Annotated in this window: 21 protein-coding genes, 1 tRNA gene and 1 pseudogene; 14 read left to right on the forward strand and 9 right to left on the reverse strand. The window is 66.3% G+C overall.

Features of this window, described 5'->3' with window-relative positions; translation table 11 throughout:
• Nucleotides 1-111: 111 nt before the first annotated feature.
• From FB390_RS22865 to eutC, 8 genes are all read left to right on the forward strand, one after another.
• The gene (locus FB390_RS22865; protein ID WP_141810785.1) at nucleotides 112-825 is read left to right on the forward strand and encodes a cutinase family protein; all 714 of its coding nucleotides are present in this window, start codon (nucleotides 112-114) and stop codon (nucleotides 823-825) included.
• An 86-nt stretch (nucleotides 826-911) separates the two neighbouring features.
• On the forward strand, nucleotides 912-1,286 hold the full coding sequence (locus tag FB390_RS34750) for a CPBP family glutamic-type intramembrane protease (protein ID WP_342780428.1): 375 nt from the start codon (nucleotides 912-914) through the stop codon (nucleotides 1,284-1,286).
• A 321-nt stretch (nucleotides 1,287-1,607) separates the two neighbouring features.
• Nucleotides 1,608-2,894, forward strand: a complete 1,287-nt coding sequence (locus FB390_RS22875; protein ID WP_141810787.1) for a sigma-54-dependent transcriptional regulator family protein — start codon at nucleotides 1,608-1,610, stop codon at nucleotides 2,892-2,894.
• Between the two features lie 91 nt (nucleotides 2,895-2,985).
• Nucleotides 2,986-4,509, forward strand: a complete 1,524-nt coding sequence (gene adh, locus FB390_RS22880; protein ID WP_141810788.1) for an aldehyde dehydrogenase — start codon at nucleotides 2,986-2,988, stop codon at nucleotides 4,507-4,509.
• Entirely contained in the window at nucleotides 4,509-5,066 is a 558-nt protein-coding gene (locus FB390_RS22885) for a DUF779 domain-containing protein (RefSeq protein ID WP_185757141.1), read from the forward strand. The genes adh and FB390_RS22885 overlap by 1 nt, the downstream gene beginning before the upstream one ends.
• Nucleotides 5,067-5,091: 25 nt before the next feature.
• Nucleotides 5,092-6,525, forward strand: coding sequence for an ethanolamine permease (eat, locus tag FB390_RS22890; RefSeq protein ID WP_141810790.1), 1,434 nt, complete (start codon nucleotides 5,092-5,094; stop codon nucleotides 6,523-6,525).
• A complete protein-coding gene (locus tag FB390_RS22895; protein ID WP_141810791.1) occupies nucleotides 6,522-7,934 on the forward strand; it encodes an ethanolamine ammonia-lyase subunit EutB in 1,413 nt (470 codons plus the stop codon). Before eat ends, FB390_RS22895 begins: the two co-directional genes overlap by 4 nt.
• Nucleotides 7,931-8,722 carry an ethanolamine ammonia-lyase subunit EutC gene (gene eutC / locus FB390_RS22900; RefSeq protein ID WP_141810792.1) on the forward strand — a complete coding sequence of 264 codons (792 nt, stop codon included), beginning with the start codon at nucleotides 7,931-7,933 and terminating at the stop codon, nucleotides 8,720-8,722. Before FB390_RS22895 ends, eutC begins: the two co-directional genes overlap by 4 nt.
• A 124-nt stretch (nucleotides 8,723-8,846) precedes the next feature.
• Here the strand turns inward: eutC and FB390_RS22905 are convergent, their stop codons facing one another.
• Both FB390_RS22905 and FB390_RS22915 read right to left on the reverse strand, forming a co-directional pair.
• Nucleotides 8,847-9,314, reverse strand: coding sequence for a VOC family protein (locus FB390_RS22905; RefSeq protein WP_141810793.1), 468 nt, complete (start codon nucleotides 9,312-9,314; stop codon nucleotides 8,847-8,849).
• 283 nt (nucleotides 9,315-9,597) lie between these two features.
• Nucleotides 9,598-9,966 (reverse strand): MerR family transcriptional regulator, encoded by a 369-nt coding sequence (locus FB390_RS22915; protein WP_141810795.1) that lies wholly within the window; start codon nucleotides 9,964-9,966, stop codon nucleotides 9,598-9,600.
• Nucleotides 9,967-10,110: 144 nt separating this feature from the next.
• Here FB390_RS22915 and FB390_RS22920 point away from each other — a divergent pair, with 144 nt between their 5' ends.
• On the forward strand, nucleotides 10,111-10,458 hold the full coding sequence (locus FB390_RS22920; RefSeq protein WP_141810796.1) for an EthD domain-containing protein: 348 nt from the start codon (nucleotides 10,111-10,113) through the stop codon (nucleotides 10,456-10,458).
• 34 nt (nucleotides 10,459-10,492) lie between these two features.
• Here FB390_RS22920 and FB390_RS22925 read toward each other — a convergent pair whose 3' ends face one another.
• Nucleotides 10,493-11,473 (reverse strand): zinc-dependent alcohol dehydrogenase family protein, encoded by a 981-nt coding sequence (locus tag FB390_RS22925; RefSeq protein WP_141810797.1) that lies wholly within the window; start codon nucleotides 11,471-11,473, stop codon nucleotides 10,493-10,495.
• A gap of 100 nt (nucleotides 11,474-11,573) precedes the next feature.
• Here FB390_RS22925 and FB390_RS22930 point away from each other — a divergent pair, with 100 nt between their 5' ends.
• Nucleotides 11,574-12,143, forward strand: a complete 570-nt coding sequence (locus FB390_RS22930; protein WP_141810798.1) for a TetR/AcrR family transcriptional regulator — start codon at nucleotides 11,574-11,576, stop codon at nucleotides 12,141-12,143.
• Nucleotides 12,144-12,309: 166 nt separating this feature from the next.
• On the forward strand, nucleotides 12,310-12,465 hold the full coding sequence (locus FB390_RS33680) for a hypothetical protein (RefSeq protein WP_185757282.1): 156 nt from the start codon (nucleotides 12,310-12,312) through the stop codon (nucleotides 12,463-12,465).
• Between the two features lie 190 nt (nucleotides 12,466-12,655).
• On the opposite strand, the gene FB390_RS22935 is transcribed toward FB390_RS33680, so the two are convergent.
• Entirely contained in the window at nucleotides 12,656-13,222 is a 567-nt protein-coding gene (locus tag FB390_RS22935) for a TetR/AcrR family transcriptional regulator (RefSeq protein ID WP_141810799.1), read from the reverse strand.
• A 102-nt stretch (nucleotides 13,223-13,324) separates the two neighbouring features.
• Here FB390_RS22935 and FB390_RS22940 point away from each other — a divergent pair, with 102 nt between their 5' ends.
• Both FB390_RS22940 and FB390_RS22945 read left to right on the forward strand, forming a co-directional pair.
• Nucleotides 13,325-14,248 (forward strand): NmrA/HSCARG family protein, encoded by a 924-nt coding sequence (locus tag FB390_RS22940; RefSeq protein WP_141810800.1) that lies wholly within the window; start codon nucleotides 13,325-13,327, stop codon nucleotides 14,246-14,248.
• 512 nt (nucleotides 14,249-14,760) lie between these two features.
• A complete protein-coding gene (locus FB390_RS22945; protein ID WP_141810801.1) occupies nucleotides 14,761-15,951 on the forward strand; it encodes a hypothetical protein in 1,191 nt (396 codons plus the stop codon).
• A 103-nt stretch (nucleotides 15,952-16,054) separates the two neighbouring features.
• On the opposite strand, the gene FB390_RS33685 is transcribed toward FB390_RS22945, so the two are convergent.
• Nucleotides 16,055-16,321 carry a hypothetical protein gene (locus FB390_RS33685; protein WP_185757283.1) on the reverse strand — a complete coding sequence of 89 codons (267 nt, stop codon included), beginning with the start codon at nucleotides 16,319-16,321 and terminating at the stop codon, nucleotides 16,055-16,057.
• On the opposite strand from FB390_RS33685, the pseudogene FB390_RS22950 reads away from it, so the two are divergent.
• Nucleotides 16,305-16,568, forward strand: a pseudogene (locus FB390_RS22950) (3-hydroxyacyl-CoA dehydrogenase); the annotation flags it as partial. The gene FB390_RS33685 and the pseudogene FB390_RS22950 sit on opposite strands and share 17 nt — an antisense overlap.
• Before the next feature lie 198 nt (nucleotides 16,569-16,766).
• Here the strand turns inward: FB390_RS22950 and FB390_RS22960 are convergent.
• From FB390_RS22960 to FB390_RS22975, 4 genes are all read right to left on the reverse strand, one after another.
• Nucleotides 16,767-17,081, reverse strand: a complete 315-nt coding sequence (locus FB390_RS22960; protein ID WP_141810802.1) for a hypothetical protein — start codon at nucleotides 17,079-17,081, stop codon at nucleotides 16,767-16,769.
• Between the two features lie 15 nt (nucleotides 17,082-17,096).
• Complete coding sequence (locus FB390_RS22965) at nucleotides 17,097-17,282, reverse strand: hypothetical protein (RefSeq protein ID WP_141810803.1); 186 nt, start codon at nucleotides 17,280-17,282, stop codon at nucleotides 17,097-17,099.
• A gap of 131 nt (nucleotides 17,283-17,413) precedes the next feature.
• Nucleotides 17,414-17,498 (reverse strand) — tRNA-Leu (locus FB390_RS22970).
• Between the two features lie 98 nt (nucleotides 17,499-17,596).
• Nucleotides 17,597-18,466: an NAD(P)-dependent oxidoreductase gene (locus tag FB390_RS22975; RefSeq protein ID WP_141810804.1), complete on the reverse strand. Its 870-nt coding sequence runs from the start codon at nucleotides 18,464-18,466 to the stop codon at nucleotides 17,597-17,599.
• Nucleotides 18,467-18,504: the final 38 nt, after the last annotated feature.

The raw sequence follows: 18,504 nt of genomic DNA on the forward strand, positions 1-18,504 counted from the left end.
GTCGCAAGGCCCGTCTGCGACCATGCTCACCACGGCGTGCACCACGCAGGGCATCGCGAAGTCCATCGCCACGCTGGCGCTGTGGTGGCTGGGCACAATACATTTGGGCGCATGCGTGAACGATCTCGAATCCTGCTGTGCGCTACCACGACCGTCGCCGCGGCGCTGGCGCTGCCGGTCCTCCCGATCGCCTCCGCTGCGCCCTCCCCCAGTCCCACTGGCTGCGCGGAGGTCCGCGTCGTCACCGTGCGCGGCACGCTCGAACCGCAGATCGGCAGTCTGCTGCTGACCCCGCTGGCCGGGCGGATCGCCCGGGAATCCGGCCGCAGCACCACAGTGACCGAACTCGAGTATCCCGCCTCGATGGCCCCGGACAGCTCCGTGCGCGGCGTCGAGAACCTGACGGCACTGGTGAACGAGACCGCAGCCGAATGCCCGAATCAGCAGCTCGTCCTCCTCGGCTACTCACAGGGCGCCCGCGTCATCGGCAACACCCTTCGCACGCGAACCGCGTTGAGCGACCAGGCCGCCGCGCAGATCGACGCAATCGCCCTGTTCGGCAGTCCGCTGTTCAACGGCGCCGACCCCTTCAACCGCGGCAACTACGATCCCGCCCTGTCGGGCGTCGCCGCGCTGCCCGTCGGCGCCCTCGGAGAATTCACCGACCGCGTGCGCTCCTACTGCCATGCCGCCGACCGCGTCTGCCAGGGCGGCGATCCGGCCGCTGGGTTCGGAAATGCCTTGAGTCCTGGGCATTTCGCATACTTCGTCAACGACTACCGGGACCAGGCGGCGGCATTCGTCCGCGAGCAGCTCGGGTCGTAGTCGTCCCCTCCTGCGGCCCGGGCTGGTACGCGTCCGACCGATCACCGCGATGCGCGCGGTGATCGACCAACTCGACCTGCTCATCGGTGATCTCGTCGACCGCGCCCGCACTGCTGGCGTGCCCTGACCGCATTCGAATCGGCGTTCGGTGGCTGGCAGGGCCTGTCCTGGGGCTCGGTCGGCGGGTTCCTCGCGACCGCTGCGCGGCACACCTGGTCAATGTCGACGCCACGCTGCTGGGGACGCTCTCGATCGCCGTGACCGGCGGAACCCTGACCGCCGCCGCCTACGTCGCGACCCGCTCACTGTGGCTGCCGATCGGCCTGCACTTCGGCTGGAACTTCATCCAGGCCGGTGTCTTCGGTGTCACGGTGTCCGGCTCGGGCCCCGCGTCCCCCGGCCTGCTGCAACCACACTGTCCGGGTCACTCTCCCGAATACTTCGATCCCGAATTCCCCTGAGTAGGCAAGAGGCTCCCACCCGGACGTGGGATCCGGCGGTTCGCACATCGCGAGGGTTCTGGAAGCGCGGTGTCGAATGCCCGCGGTGCCTGGAACGAACTCACCACATCCGATAACGACCGATTGTGCGTGAGCGAGCCCCACCCCGCGCTAGCGGACAGGCGGAACGCGCCGGCCGCGGCGTCGTATGGCCGGTGTCGGCGGCGGGACAGACACGACAGCTTCGGACGGCACCGCCCGCGGCCGTTCTCTGTCACCCTTGCACGAGACGACATGTGACCGGCGTTACAGTGGTTGCCGAGCAAACGCGAAGGAACCCGATTGAGCACAGCAGCGCACGCCAACCCTTGGGTCGCCGTTCGACCGGATGACGATGTCACACAGTTGGCGCGGAGAATATCGTCCGCGCACCACTCCTTTGTCGAAGGTGTCGACCGCCTGCCGACGCTGCGCCCGGTGGTCCTCGATTCCTGGCGGCGCAGCCGAAGTAACGGCGTCGACCCGGACGGCTTCGGCGATGCGGTGGATCTCGACGGTGTGGAACTGCAGCGGTACCGGGCCGGACATCCGACGGCGCTGATCCGTCCGGTGGTGCGGAAATTGCTCGTCGAGGACGCCGCCGAGGCCGGACTGCTCGTCGCGATCAGCGATGCCCAGGGACGATTGCTCTGGATCGAAGGCGATTCGAAGGCCAAGGACCGGGCCCTGGCGATGAACTTCGTCGAGGGCGCGGACTGGAGCGAGGACCGTGTCGGCACAAACGCGCCGGGCACCGCACTCGCCCTCGATCACCACGTGCAGATCTTCGGAGCCGAGCACTTCAGCCGGGTGGTGCACGAGTGGAGCTGCTCCGCCGCTCCCGTACACGATCCACTCAGCGGCCGGATCATCGGCGCCATCGACATCACGGGCGGTCCGCGAGTCGCCGCGATGGAGGCGTTGGCACTGATCCGGGCGACGGTGCTGGCCGCGGAGTCCGAGCTGCGACTACACCTGCTCAACTCGCCCGAACCACTCGACCTCACGACCCCGCGTCTACAGGTACTCGGCTCGAACCGACCGACCCTGACCCGCGACGGCGAGCGAATCCGGCTGTCGCAGCGACATGCCGAGATCCTGCTGCTGCTGGCCGAGCACCCGGAGGGACTGAGCGCCGACCATCTCGCCATGCTGCTCGACGAATCCGAGCTGGATCCGGTGACGATCCGGGCCGAGCTGTCCAGGGTTCGAAAGATGTTGGGCGCCAACGGCCTGGGTTCGCGCCCGTACCGACTGCTGATGGACCTCGACACCGATGTGGACGAGGTCCGCCGCGCGCTCGCCCGCGGCGATACGGCGGCAGCGTTGCGCGCTTATCCGGGGCCGATCCTGCCGCGTTCGCTCGCACCCGGCATCGACGAACTCCGCGCCGAGTTGCGCGGGCGCCTGCGCGCCGCACTGCTGAGGGCGGGCGACCGTCGGCTGCTAGCCCGCTGGACCCGTTCGGTCGACGGCCGCGAAGACCTCGCGGCATGGACCGCGTACCTCGCCTCCCTCGACCGGCAGTCTTCGATGTATGCCCAGGTCGAAACGCAGCTGAGGCTTCTCGATCGGAAACTGGGCATCTGACCAGTTACTTGCAACTGTCGTGCAACATGAATGCTCCTAGTGTTCCGGATCACACCCGATGCAGAAATGCCAGGAGAACGAGGAGCATTCGATGACCGTCTTCGCCCGCCCCGGAACACCCGATGCAGCGATGTCGTTCCAGGCCCGGTACGACAACTGGATCGGCGGCGAATGGGTGGCGCCCGTCAAGGGCCAGTACTTCGAAAATCCGACACCGATCACGGGTCAGCCGTTCTGCGAGGTCGCGCGCGGCACCGCGGAGGACATCGAACTCGCCCTCGACGCCGCCCACGCCGCCGCGCCGGCCTGGGGCAAGACGTCGGTCGCCGAGCGAGCCGTCATCCTCAACAAGATCGCTGACCGCATGGAGGAGCACCTCGACGCGATCGCCCTCGCGGAGACCTGGGACAACGGCAAGCCGATCCGCGAGACACTCGCCGCCGACATCCCGCTCGCGATCGACCACTTCCGGTACTTCGCCGGCGCCATCCGCGCCCAGGAGGGTTCGCTGTCGGAGATCGATGCCGATACCGTCGCCTACCACTTCCATGAGCCGCTCGGCGTGGTCGGCCAGATCATTCCGTGGAACTTCCCGATTCTGATGGCCACCTGGAAGCTCGCGCCCGCCCTTGCCGCCGGCAATGCCGTCGTTCTCAAGCCCGCCGAGCAGACCCCCGCGTCGATCCTGTTCCTGATCGGCATCATCGGCGATCTGCTGCCGCCCGGTGTGGTCAATATCGTCAACGGCTTCGGCGTCGAGGCGGGCAAGCCGCTCGCGTCGAGCCCGCGGATCAGGAAGATCGCGTTCACCGGCGAGACCACCACCGGCCGCCTGATCATGCAGTACGCCTCCCAGAACCTGATTCCGGTCACGCTGGAACTCGGCGGCAAGAGCCCCAACATCTTCTTCTCCGATGTACTCGCCGCGAATGACGACTACCGGGACAAGGCGCTCGAAGGCTTCACCATGTTCGCGCTCAATCAGGGCGAGGTCTGCACCTGCCCGTCGCGCGCGCTCATCCAGGCCGATATCTACGACGACTTCCTTGCCGCGGCCGTGGTGCGCACCAAGGCCGTGCGGCAGGGCGATCCGCTCGATACCGAGACCATGATCGGCGCGCAGGCCAGCAACGATCAGCTCGAAAAGATCCTGTCCTACATCGAGATCGGCAAGGGTGAGGGCGCCACGCTACTCACGGGTGGTGAGCGTGCCGACCTCGGCGGCGACCTGTCCGGCGGCTACTACGTCGAGCCGACGGTCTTCGCGGGGAACAACGCCATGCGGATCTTCCAGGAGGAGATCTTCGGACCCGTCGTCTCGGTGACCTCGTTCGCGGACTACGACGACGCCATCAAGATCGCCAACGACACTCTCTACGGACTCGGCGCGGGCGTGTGGTCGCGCGACGGCGCGGTGGCCTACCGGGCCGGTCGTGACATTCAGGCCGGCCGGGTGTGGACCAACACCTACCACCAGTACCCCGCGCACGCGGCGTTCGGCGGCTACAAGCAGTCCGGGATCGGCCGCGAGAACCACCACATGATGCTCGACCACTACCAGCAGACGAAGAACCTGCTGGTCGGCTACGCGTCGAAGGCGCAAGGCTTCTTCTGATGGTCGATGCCACCTCGGCGCTCCCCCGGCGAGTGCGTGCTACCGCGGCGGCGATGGATCTGCTCCGTCGCCTCCGTGGTCTGCACGGGCCGCTGATGCTGCACCAGTCCGGCGGCTGCTGTGACGGTTCGGCCCCGATGTGTTACCCCGCGGACGAATTCGTGATCGGTGATCACGATGTGCTGCTCGGCCTGCTCGACCTGCGGTTGCGGGTCGGCAAACAACCCGAATCCGCTCCCGAGCCGGCGGATGTCGCGCCGGTGTGGATCTCGGGTCCGCAGTTCGCCGCGTGGCAGCACACCCAGCTGGTACTCGATGTCGTGCCCGGACGCGGCTCCGGCTTCAGTCTGGAATCGCCCGAGGGGTGGCGGTTCCTCAGTCGCGGAAGGGTTTTCGACCATGCCGAACTAACGGCTCTGGCCACGGCCGAGGTCGTAACCGGCGAAGGCTGGGCGCGCGGCGAGCGTCCCGCTGTTTCCACCGAACCGCAGGTCGTCGCCGAGGCGGCCGATGCCTGCCCTGTCCCCGGTCGCGGGACATCTCAGAACTCTATGTGATTCATTCAGCTAGAAGGAGGTCGCGATGGCGATCCCCACCGACAAGTCCGCACACGAGGACTTCCACAACGAGGACGACGCGTACCTCGCGAAGCGAACCCTGAAGTCGGGGTCCGCGGGGTGGCTACTCCTCGCCGGTCTCGGCGTCAGCTATGTGATCTCCGGTGACTACGCCGGGTGGAACAACGGCTTGGCGCAGGGTGGTTTCGGCGGATTGCTCATCGCCACCGTAGTGATCGCGGGAATGTATCTCGCGATGGTGCTCGGCATGGCCGAGATGTCCTCGGCGCTGCCCGCGGCGGGCGGTGGTTATACCTTCGCCCGGCGCGCACTCGGCCCCTGGGGCGGATTCGCGACCGGCGCGGCCGTTCTCATCGAGTACGCCATCGCCCCCGCCGCCATCGCGACGTTCATCGGCGCGTATGTCGAATCGCTGCATCTGTTCGGCATCACGGACGGCTGGTGGGTCTACCTCGCCGTCTACGCGCTGTTCATCGGCATTCATCTCACCGGGGCCGGCGAAGCGCTCAAGGCGATGTTCGTCATCACCGTCATCGCGTTGGTCGGACTGGTCGTCTTCGCTGTCTCGGCGTGGGATTCGTTCGACGCCGGAAAACTGACCGATATCCCGGCCGACCCTGCGGCCGTGGGCAGTTCGTCGTTCCTGCCGTTCGGGTACTTGGGAATCTGGGCCGCGGTGCCGTTCGCGATCTGGTTCTTCCTTGCGGTGGAAGGCGTACCGCTGGCCGCCGAAGAAGCGCGGGAGCCGGAGAAGAACGTGCCCAAGGGGATCATCATCAGCATGCTGGTGCTGATCGTCACCGGCTCGGCGGTGCTGTTCCTGGCCACCGGTGCGCTCGGCGCCCAGGCGATTTCGACCTCCGGCAACCCGCTGGTCGAAGCGCTCGGTGATTCGAGCGCCGCCGAACTCGTCAACTACATCGGCCTGGCCGGACTGGTCGCGAGCTTCTTCTCGATCGTCTACGCCTACTCGCGGCAGACATTCGCCCTGTCTCGGGCCGGATACCTGCCGACGAGCCTGTCGGTCACCAACGCTCGCAAGGCGCCGATGCTCGCGCTGATCGTGCCGGGCGTCATCGGATTCACACTTTCGCTGACCGGCAAGGGCGCGATGCTACTGAATATGGCGGTCTTCGGCGCAGCCCTCAGCTACGTGCTCATGATGATCAGCCACATCGTGCTACGCGTCCGCGAGCCGCAGATGCCGAGGCCCTATCGCACTCCGGGCGGAATCCTCACCACGGCCTTCGCCCTGGTCATCGCCTGCGCCGCGGTGATCGCCACCTTCCTCGTCGACCGCACGGCCGCGACCTGGACCCTGGTCGCCTTCGCCGGGTTCATGGCGTACTTCGGCCTCTACAGCCGCCATCACCTGGTCGCCAACTCGCCCGACGAGGAATTCGCCGCCCTGGCCAAGGCGGAAGAGGAACTCGAATGACCGTCTACCACCAGCAGATCGGCGGCACCAACTACACGTTCGACGGCCTCGTCGAACTGATGGCCAAGGCGACGCCGCGGCGCGGTGGCGACGAACTGGCCGGATGCGCGGCGGCCTCCGACGCCGAGCGGGCGGCCGCGCAGTGGGCGCTCGCCGAGGTACCGCTCGATTGGTTCCTCCGGGAACTGCTGGTGCCCTATGAGGATGACGAGGTCACCCGCCTGATCATCGATTCGCACGATCGCCTTGCCTTCCAAGCCATCTCGCATCTCACCGTCGGTGGACTGCGGGACTGGCTGATGGAAACAGCGGCGCGCGACGATGCCGCCGCACGGCTGCGTGCCGTATCGCCCGGACTGACACCGGAAATGGTGGCGGCGGTCAGCAAGATCATGCGCAATCAGGATCTCATCGCGGTCGCACGTGCCGCCGTGGTGACCGCGGGCTTCCGCACGACGATCGGGCTGCCCGGTCGCTTGGGCACCCGGCTGCAACCCAACCACCCCACCGACGACCCCCGCGGTATCGCCGCGGCAACCCTCGACGGGCTGCTGCTCGGCTGCGGCGACGCGGTGATCGGCATCAACCCGGCCACCGACTCACCGCAGGCCACTGCGGATCTGCTGCACCTACTCGACGAGATCCGGCTGCGCTTCGACATCCCCACCCAGTCCTGTGTGCTCTCCCACGTCACCACCACCATCGGACTGATCGAGGCGGGCGTTCCGGTGGACCTGGTGTTCCAGTCCATCGCGGGCACCGAGGGGGCCAATGCCGGGTTCGGCGTGAATATCTCACTGCTACGCGAGGGCAACGAAGCGGGCCGATCACTCGAGCGGGGCACCGTCGGCAACAATGTGATGTACCTGGAAACCGGTCAAGGTTCCGCGCTCTCGGCGGGCGCGCACCTGGGCACCGGCGGCAAACCGGTCGATCAGCAAACCCTGGAAGCCCGGGCCTACGCGGTAGCCCGCGACCTGGACCCGCTACTGGTCAACACCGTCGTCGGCTTCATCGGCCCCGAATACCTCTACGACGGCAAACAGATCATCCGCGCGGGCCTCGAAGACCACTTCTGCGGCAAACTACTCGGCCTGCCCATGGGCGTGGACGTCTGCTACACCAACCACGCCGAAGCCGACCAAGACGATATGGATACCCTGCTCACCCTCCTCGGAGCGGCCGGAGCCGCATTCGTCATCGCGGTCCCCGGCGCCGACGACGTCATGCTCGGCTACCAGAGCCTCAGCTTCCACGACGCCCTCTACGCCCGTCGCGTCCTCGGCCTGCGCGCCGCACCGGAATTCGAGACATGGCTGCAAGGACTGGGCATGGCCGACGCGGCGGGCCGAATACTGCCGGTGGAGATCACCTCCTCCCCGCTGCGCGAATTGACGGGAGCTCTATGAGCATCGACCGGAGAGCTCGAGCGCCACAGGACTTCTGGAACAGCCTGCGCTCGAGTACCCAATCCAGGATCGGCCTCGGCCGCGTAGGCGACGCACTGCCCACCACGAGTGTGCTCGAATTCCGCGCGGCGCACGCCGCGGCCCGCGACGCGGTACACCTGCCACTCGACGTGTCGGCCTTGGCGACTCGCGTCGAAGCGGTCGGCCTCGGCAGCCCCGTGACCGTCCGCAGCCGGGCCACCAGCCGACCCGAATACCTGCGTCGCCCCGACCTCGGCCGGCTCCCCGCCGACCTGACCGCCGTCCCCCGGACCGGGGCCGATCTCGGCTTCGTACTCGGCGACGGACTCTCCCCACGCGCGCTCATGGACCACGGCGCACCCCTACTGGCCGCCCTGGCGACGGAACTCGCCGACACGTATTCCATTGCGCCACCGGTAATCGCCACCCAAGCCCGGGTAGCGCTGGGCGATCATATCGCCGCCGCACTGGGCGTCCAGACCCTGATCGTCCTCATCGGCGAACGCCCCGGACTCTCGGTGGCCGACAGCCTCGGCATCTACCTCACCCACCTGCCGAAACCGGGGCGAACCGACGCCGACCGCAACTGCATCTCCAATATCCATCCGCCCGAAGGCCTCGGCTACCAGCAAGCGGCGAGGGTGGTAGCCAGCTTGATCTCCGGCGCACGGAGGCTGGGCAGATCCGGCGTCGACCTCAAGGACACCTCTCGCACTGACGAGCTGGTCTCCCATGCGGCGCTGACGATTCCGGGGCCAACCGGATAGTGGGCTCCGAGGCTGTCACGTCTTCCGTGCGATGTGGCGAGTGCGCATGCGATATCTCCTGTGTGGTTGTTCGCGACTGGACCTTCGGGGTGCGACCGGGTCTGGTCGCACCCCGAAGAGAGCGTTAGGCCGGGACGTATTCGGCCGCGACGTCGAGGATCCAGGTGACACCGAAGCGATCACTGAGCATCCCGAAAGCGGGCGCCCACTGAGCTGGGCCGAATGCCTCGATGATCGTCGCGCCTTCGGCGAGGCGTTCCCACAGTGCGCCGACCTCCTCGAGAGTTTCGCCGCGCACCGAAAGGAAGAACCGTTCCTCGGTGATGGTGGTGCCGTTTTCGCGGCGGGTGGTGGGCGCGGCTGGGGTCGCAGGGGTGTCCTGGCCAGGCACGTCATACGCCATGACCCGGAACCCGTTGTCGGCGACGACCTGGCCGAACACCACTTTGGTGGCGTCGGGTAGTTCGGTCGGCATCCCGAAGTCTCCATAGGTGGCGAGAGTGAGCTGGCCCCCGAACACCGACTGGTAGAACTCGAGGGCCGCGCGGGCCTGACCGCGGAAGTTCAGGTGGGCAACAGTGTTGAGCGTCATGGTGATTGGTGTCCCTTCGAGTGGTTTCGCCGCCGGTGGGCGACGAATTCCACACTGTCACCGGTAGAGGACAGGAACTGTCCTCTACTCGCGGCGATCTGGAAACCATGCCGATCTGGCCGTGCAACGGCGAAGTGATCCTCCATCTGCCTGCCCCGCAAGTTGTTCCGTTCGCCGGCAATGGAGTCGTCGAGGCGCTCGACCAACAGACCGGATCGCCTCCCCGCCCGCTCGACGTTCGATCTCCGTCCAGGTTCTCGCCGAGCCCGGCGGCTCGACGCTGCTAGTCGTCCGCCACGGTCGCCAGGAAGTTCCGATTCACGTCGATCAGGTGATCAAGTGCCGCTCTAGCGGCGGCAAGGCTGTCTATTGTGGCCGAAAGGCGATCTCGCTCCTGATTCATAGCGGTCAAGGCTTGCCGGGCCCTATCCATATTGGGCTCCGTCATGCAGGGGACCATCTGAGCGATGGCTCTGCTCGACATTCCGGCCGCCAGGAATGCCTGAACCAGCGCCACCCGCTGGACGTGCTCATCGTCGTAGGACCGCTGGCCGCTGGGGGACCTTGTGCTGACCAGCAAGCCCTGCTGCTCGTAGTAGCGCAGCGATCGACGGCTTGCTCCTGTCCGGGCAGACAGTTCACCGATCCGCATCCTCGACTCCTCGTATGCATCAGGTCACAGCACTTGCCCCTGACATCGATGTGAGCGTTTAGGTTAACCCTATCGCTCGCGGTCCGCCGCCAGAGTGTCCGGTTTGTGGACCTCTCGCGTTCGCGAGCACGAAAGGAGAAGTAAGTGATCAAATTCGTTTTCATGATCAACCGTATCGATGGAATGACCTTCGAGGAGTTCGTTGAACATCACCGAAACCGGCACGCCCCGCTGTTCGCCTCCATTCCGGAAGCGCGACAGTATGTGAAGAAGTACACCGTCTCCCACCCGATACCCGCCGATGGGTATCCGAGTCCCGCCTACGACGGCCTCACTGAAATCTGGTTCGAAAGCTGGGCGGACCACAACGCCTTCTTCGCATCCGCTAATTACAAGGCGCTGGTGAACCCGGACGAGAGCAAGTTCATCGACATGAATTCGGTGGAGGTAATGGTCACCGAAGAAATGGTTGTGGTCCAACCTTCAGGCTGACGACCGCCTCGGAGCGCACCCGGCCGGGTCGGTGTCAGATGGTGGCGACGATTTTGCCGGTGTGGTGTCCCTGTTCCAGGTAGTGGTGGGCGGCGACGATGTCATCGAGGGTGAACACGGTATCGATGATGGGATGCACTGCGCCGGTGCGGATTCCGGCGGTCAGGAACGCGGCGATGCGGTGCACGACCGTCGGGTCGAGGGTGTGTTCGAAGCTCATGTACCGAATCATCGTGATCGGGCTGGCGGGATACGGTGCGGGCCGGGGATCCAGCCAGCCGACGGTGACCAGGGTGCCACTGAATGGTTTGGCCGCGTTGGCCAGCTCGGCCAGGCCGGGACCCATGACGGAATCCAGGACGATGTCGGCACCGGCGCCGTTGGTGTATCGGTGCGTGGCCTCGACGACATCGTCGTGGTCGGTGACGATGACCGCAGCGGCGCCGGCTGCCAGCAAGGCGTCCTTCTTCGCGGCACTCCGGGTGACGGCGAGGGGGATGGCACCGATCTGATTGGCGATCTGAATGGCGGCCAGCCCGACAGCGCTGGAGGCGGCGGTGATCAAGACATGGTCGCCGGGTCGCATCGCAGCCTTTTCGACGAGCGCGCCGTAGGCGGTCGAGTACGCCACCCACAACGCTGCCGCACTGGTGACGTCCAGCCCGTCGGGCCGGGCGACGATCCGGTCGACAGGAAGGACGATGCGTTCGGCGTAGGTGCCGTTGGAGTCCATGTCGGGCACGGCCGTGACGATGACCGCATCACCGATGGCCCATCCTTCGACTCCGGAGCCGAGCGCGTCGATCGTGCCGGTCGCTTCGATGCCGAGGCGGGCGTGTGGCAAACGGATCGGTCTCGGAGGCATACCCGCGCGCATCATCTGGTCGAGCCGATTGATACCGACGGCTTCGATCTCGATTCGCACCTCGCCTGCGCCTGGGTCGCCGACCGGTTCGTCGACGATACGCAGGACTTCGGGGGCGCCGGTCTCATCGAAGACGACGACTCGTGACATGGGGACTCCTGACCGCTCTATTTCTCGTACAGTCGTTCTATAAATATAGATAGTACAGTCGTTCTAAGAATGTCAATCGCAGTGCATGAGGAGGCAAGCGATGGCGGGGCGTCCGGTCGACCATCAGCGCAGGGACGAGTTGCTCGACGCGGTGGTCGATTACACGGTCGAGCACGGGCTCAGCGAGCTGTCGTGGCGGCCGGTCGCCGCCGGTGTCGGGGTCTCGCCGACCACGCTGGTGCACCACTTCGGCACCAAGGAGAAAATGCTCCAGATCGTCCTAGAGCGGTTGCGGCAGCGCATGTTCGCCGCCACTCGCGATGCGGCGGGTGCGCATCCCGACCTGGCGACGGCAGCGCGCGCGGTCTGGGTCCGAACCTCCGACCCGCGGCGGCAGGCGGAGTTCCGGTTGTTCTTCGCCGTCTACGGACGCGCCCTGCAAGCACCCCAGCAGTTCGCGGACTTCCTCGACCACGTCGTCACCGATTGGATGACCTCCCTGCGCGAGGCCCAAGTACCCGACACCGACCCCGAGACAGCAACCCGCACAGCAACATTGGTGATCGCGACGATTCGCGGACTGCTACTCGACCTTCTCGCCACCGGCGACCGGGACCGGGTCGATGGTGCCGCCGAAAGCTTCCTGAGCACCCTCGAACACCGGCCGTGACCCGCAGCATCGACGCAGCTTCGCACTTGCCCCGCCGGTATGCGTGGAAGAGGCCGGTTGAGCCGATTGTCCTCAGGGGCAGGACGTCAGTGCCTATCCCCGACCGTCGTTCTAGCTGAATTCCTCTGTCGTCTGCCTCCGTTATGGGACCACCACGTTGCCAGTCGTGGGACCACCGACGGCGGCACGCCAACTCCTCACCGCCCTCGACAACCGGGCCGTCGCGGGATTCACCGCCGAGGAAATCGCCACCTTGAAACAGCTGCTCACCCGGCTCGGCGACAATCTGGACCGAAGAAGCGACACCGATCCGGCTCAGTAGCGGCACCGACGGTGTCGGTAAACGGTCCGTGTTTTCCGAAGAGTCCGTGAACCCTCTAGTCGGCGGTCGCGGATCCTCGATCCCGGTCCCGGGTTCCGGGGAGCACGGTGTCGAACAGCCGGTCGGATTCCGTCGCGGATCCGAAGTCGGCCATCGGTGGCATTTCTTTCAGTCCGGTCGTGCGCCTGGTTCAGCCGTGCGGGCTCAGCCCGGTCACGGCCAGTCGGAACAGTCGCTCCGCCCGGGCGGCGGGCTCGGGGTGGTGCTCGGTGGCCAGGACGATTCCGACGATCAGCGCGATCAGGTCGGCGACAGCGACATCCTTCGCCACCGCGCCGTCCTGAATCGCACGGCACAGCAATGGGTTTCCCGCCTCTTCCAGCGCCGCCGAACAAGCGTTGTCGTGCACTTGATCGGAGGCGGCAGCGTCGTAGGCCAGCGCGACCGCCAGGCCGCGGGCGTTGACGCAGTAGGCGAGGACATCGGCCAGCCATTCCAGCAGCGCGTCGCGGCTATCGTCTCTCCCGGCCAGGTCGTGGGCACGGGCGCACAGAGCCGCTATCCGTTTCCGGGAGACCGCCTCCAGCAACGCCTGGCGGGTGGGAAAGTGCCGGCGCACGGTCGCCGAGCCAACCCCCGCGATACGGGCGATCTGCTCCAAGGAGGCACCGGCGCCGTGGGCAGCGACTTCCGCCTCGGCGACGGCGAGAACTCGCGCGTAGTTGCGGCGCGCGTCCGCACGCTGTCGTTCGGGCATCGCGTAGCCTCCTGTCTTGCCAAAACGGCGGGCCCCGCCATATCGTAGCGAAGCGAAAACGGCGGGCCCCGCCGTTTAATGGATGAGCACCAGAGGAGCACCATGTCCACAGCTTCCGCACCTGTTCTGGTCACCGGCGCCACCGGCAAACAGGGTGGCGCTACGGCCCGCGCCCTGCTCGCGGCAGGCGTTCGGGTCCGCGCCTTGGTGCGCGACCCGGCCACCGACCGGGCCAAGGCCGTCGAGGCGCTCGGCGCCGAACTGGTCATCGGCGATCTGCACGACCGCGATTCGGTGATCCGGGCGGCGGAGGGCGCCCGCGCCGTGTTCTCCGTGCAGATGCCCGCCGTCACCGCTGAAGGCTTCGATTTCGAAGGGGAGGTTACGCAGGGCATCAACCTCATCGAGGGTGCGAAGGCCGCCGGAGTGCCACAATTCGTGCACACGTCCGTGGCCGGCGCCGGTCAGCACACCGAAACTCCCGGCTGGGCCGACGGGCGCTGGGCGGCGATGGAACCCACCCTGAGCGCGAAGAGTGCGATCCAGGACCGGGTCCGCGCGGCCGGTTTCCCGCACTGGACTCTGCTCAAGCCGGGCACGTTCATGGAGAACTTCCTGCCGTCCACGGCCTACATGTTCCCGCGCGGTATCGCGGGCGGCCTGGTGAGCGTCATCAACCCCGAGACCCGGCTGTCTCTGGTCGCGGTCGACGACATAGGCCGCGCGGCCGCCGCGGCCATCACCGAGCCAGAGCGATTCGACAGGGTCGAGCTGGAGTTGGCGAGCGACTACCTCTCGATGACAGAAATCGCCGAGACCCTCTCCCGCGCGCTGAACATGCGTCTTGCCGCACCAGACATGACCGAGGAGCAGGCCCTAGCCGCGGGAATGCCCTCCTTCGCCGCCGCGCTCGAATGGCTGAACGTGGCTGGCCAACCGGGCCGCCCGCAGTACGCCAGGGACCTCGGCATCCCGCTCACCAGCTTCGAAGAATGGACCCAGCGGCACATGCGAGCCGACGCCTGACACGACCCCACGGGGCTCGCTGAGTTCGCCAAGAAGGCAAGTCCAGCAACACTCGCCAACCCGAATCCCCCTGCACTGGAACCCAACTGGCAACAATCACCCACCCTCCAACGGGCCAGCGGAAGGAGCGGAATCTCAAAATCGTGACGGGTCCGCCACGTCACCGCCAGACATTCCGAGATTCCGCCACGAGGGTCAACCCCGGTGGGCCGCGTCGGCTCGAAGCATGCGGCTCGGGCGACCGGTCGGCGCTATAGCCGAAACCGGACGACAAACGGCGCGGCGGCTGAACACAAACAAGCCACGTGATCGCCGGCGGACCACATGTCCTTCAATCTCCGATTCCGCGATGCTCTGCACCGCTCATGCCGTGCACGCGCGGTGCGGATCGGTCCGCACGGGAGTGTCGGGCACTACCGGCCTTTGGCTTCACCATTCGGAAACGGTGCGCTTGTCAGTGGGTGGCGGCAAAGTAATAGGCGTCGAGGTGATTCGAGAGGTGGGGTGTACCGATGGAGCGGGAACAGTTCGCGCAGGCTGTGTTCTGGAAGCTGGTCGCCCATGGCGTGACCGATGTCGAGTACCTGGCCGACAAGTTCTCGTTTCGTCGATCCGACGGATGGGTCTCCTACTTGGGCAACGTCTATCAGGAGTGTTGCAGGGTATCGGACCAGGAGCGCGAGGCCAGGATCGCCCAGTTCGTCGCCTCCATGATCAGCACACATTCGGTGCCTCGACACTGGGCAGCTGCGTCTCCACTGCTGCGGCCGGTGCTTCGCCCAGTCACCCGCGGAATGGGCGAGTCGATACCGAATGCGCAGATGCTCGCTCGGCCGGCCTTCCCATTCGTGGACGAGGCAGTCGTGGTGGATATGCCGTTCAACCGGGCTTTCGTGAGCTCGGATATGGCTCGCGAGTGGGACGTCGAGCCCGCGCTCGTATTCGACACAGCGCGAGCAAACCTCAACCGACTGACGCAGGAGGGTCGGCTCCGCGATCGAGAAATCATCCAGTTCCGCGACACAGGCGATTCATATTTCGGGTCGTGCCTGCTGGTGCCAGGCTGGTTGGCTGGTTACTCAACGGGCGGACATCGGCCGGTTGCCTTCATCCCAGACAACGACACCCTGCTCGTGGTGCCCGATGATCCGGCACTGTTGGAGCAAGTCTTCGAGATGGTCGAGCAGCAGTACATCGATGCTGTCCGGCCCATCTCTCCGCAGGGTTACACCATTGACGAAGCAGGGCGGGTCGTGCCGTTCGATCAGATCGGCGCTCACCCCGCGCGGCCGCTGGCGTTGCGCGCCCGATGCGGACTGGCGGTCACCGAGTACGCCATCCAAACCCGAATCCTGACAGACAAATTCGATTCCGATCTCGACATCCTGCCGTGGAGTGACGTGGACCCCGCCTACGTCGCCGCGGTGAAATTCGAGACCTCACCCGAGGGACCGATCACCACCACGGTCTGGGGCGAAGGCGTGGAATACCTACTCCCCCAGACCGATTACGTCCATTTCGTTCGAGGCGACACTGTCGAAGACATCGAACTCATATGCACAGTGCCGTTCGACGTTGTGGTGGAGCTCATGGGATTGATCCCGCTTCCTGGGCTCAGCCCAACACGCTTCGAGGCCCGGCATTGGCCCGACGAGACCACCCTCAACCGCCTCCGCAACGCTTCGAAGCAAGCAGGACAGTGACGGCAAGCCACGCCACACAGCATCGAAGCGAAAACGTCAGGTCGAGTGATGCGCTGCCAAGCGTATTCCCATCCGCGCTGAGAGTTCCGGTGCGATAGCAGTCTCATTTCACCGGCAGCGCGTTGTCCATGCCGCCGACGTCGGTGATCTTCCAGCCCGCGTTCTTGTCGATGGTCAGCGCGTACGTGACGGTGGACTGTCCGCCTTGCGGGGTTTGTGCGCTGGTGGTGGTGACGTTGAGGAAGGCGCTCACTTTATAGATGCCACCGCCTTCCGAGGTGACGACGGCAGCGCTCGGGGTGGCCTTGGACGTCCATTGCAGCGGCAGCAACACGACCCCGGGCGAGACCGCGCCGATCCGTGATCTCATCGACCGCATGCTGTTCGTCGAGGCCATCGAAACCCAGAAATGCTTCGACGAGGGCGTGCTCACCACGTCGGCCGACGCCAATATCGGCTCGCTCTTCGGGATCGGCTATCCGGCGTGGACCGGTGGTGTGCACCAGTTCATCGTCGGCTACGCCAACGGCGGCAAGGCCGCGTTCGTGCGGCGTGCCGATGAACTCGCCGCGAAGTACGGCGACCGATTCCAGGTGCCCGCGTCGCTTCGCGACTGACGGCAGGAGCCGGCTGGCGGCGGCGCGGACCTGATCGACATAGACGCCCGAGTGGGTGTAGGCCAAGATGGCCCGCCGCCCAGACGGTGGCGGTGGCCAGGTCGCCGCCCGACGCGCACAGGTAGCGGCCAGCGGCCAGGGCCGCGTCGTCGATATTGTCGTGACTGCGTGAAAGGGACGCCGCAGCAAGGGGTCTGCCTATTCGAGCACTGCGGCGACGGGGGCGTTGCAGACCAAACGCGATCCGGTCAAGCTCGCGGGCGCCTGCTTCGCTGCGACGCCTGCGGCCGCAAGATGCAGGCCGAAGTGGTCAGCGGAATCGTCTACTACCGCTGCCGAGCCAAGACCCTGGCCCCCGCCAGCCCCGTTCTCGCCGAGCATCCCGTCACGGTCAAATTGCGCGAGGACCACCTCGTCGCACCGATCGACCGCTGGCTGGCCACCCTGTTCCATCGGACCCATCGCGACCACACCATCGCCAGCCTGCTCACGGCTCAAGACGACAACGACCACGACACACACCGCGCACTACTGCGCCGCCGTATCGCCGATGCCGACGCCAAACTCGAACGCCATCTCGCCGCCATCGAAGCAGGAGTAGACCCCCCAAGTCCTCGTCACCGCGATGAACACCGCCCAAGCCGACAAAGCGGCAGCACAAACAGAGCTACAAAACCTGCCCGCTCTGACCGAGACCGAGATCCGCAAACTCATCGGCTCCCTCGGCGATATATCAGCCGTCCTCACCGCAGGCGCCCGAGCCGACAAGCGGACCTCTGCCAGGTTCTCCGCCTCCCCATACAAAAGGCCCCGGCAACTGGTGTTGCCGGGGCCTATCTGCACTGTGTCCGGAGGGGGACTTGAACCCCCACGCCCGATAAAGGGCACTAGCACCTCAAGCTAGCGCGTCTGCCATTCCGCCACCCGGACCGGTGGTGCTCAGCAAGGTTATCGGATGTGGCGGCTGGGGCCAAATCGCGGTAGGAATCGCTGGTCAACGGGTGGTTCGGGGGCGGATGGGAGGCGGGTCAGCGCAGCTCTTCGAAGGTGCGCTCGAAGGCGAGGGCACCGTGGCCGTCGGCGACCTGGCGGTCGATGAGGGTCTTGATCGGGCCGATCACGTCGAGCGCGACGCCGGCGTCGCGGCTGGCGCGCACGATGGCGTCCATCGCGGCCTTGTGGAAGTTCAGGTGCTGGACGTCGGTGGTGTAGTCGCCGCCGTCGATGATCCGGCCGTACTCCGGGATGAGCTGGGCCATCGCCGTCACCCAGGCGGTCGCTCGTTCGGCGAACGCGCTGGCCGAGGCGCCCGTGGAGCGCACGAGCGCCGCGCCGTGCAGGAAGCCGGCGAACATGGCGTACATGTTCGAGAGCAGGGCGAAGTCCCAGGTCGCGGCGAGGCCCGCGTCCTCTCCGAAATAGTCTGCGGCGGCCGCGGATTCGAGCAACTCGCGGTTGCCGTCGAAGACCTTGGGCGACCCGCTGTACAGGATGGACGCGCCGGGCTGGCCGATCATCGGAGGCACCGCCATGATGCCGCCGTCGAGGTAGTCGATGCCGTGCCGTTCGGCCCATCTGCCGAGTTCACGGGATTCCTCGGGTGCGGTGCTGGTCAGGTTGATCACCTGCTTGCCCGACAGCCGCTCGGCGACCGGGTCGAGCGCGGCGTGCACCGAGGCGTGGTCGAGCAGGACGACCACGATCACCTCGCCCGCGTTCACCGCTTCTTCCACGGTGGCCGCGCCGACCGCTCCGGCCGCGACCAGGTCGGCGTCCTTGCCCGGGGTCCGGTTCCAGACGGTGGTGGGTCGTCCGGTCTTCAGGAAGGCCGCCGCGAGGGCTTGGCCCATCGCGCCGAGTCCGAGGACCGTGACCGGGTTCTGCTGGTTCTCCGCCATCGCGGGTCAACTCCTTGGGTTGCAAACGTTGTGGTCAG

The sequence above is a fragment of the Nocardia bhagyanarayanae genome (assembly GCF_006716565.1).
Lineage (GTDB): Bacteria > Actinomycetota > Actinomycetes > Mycobacteriales > Mycobacteriaceae > Nocardia > Nocardia bhagyanarayanae.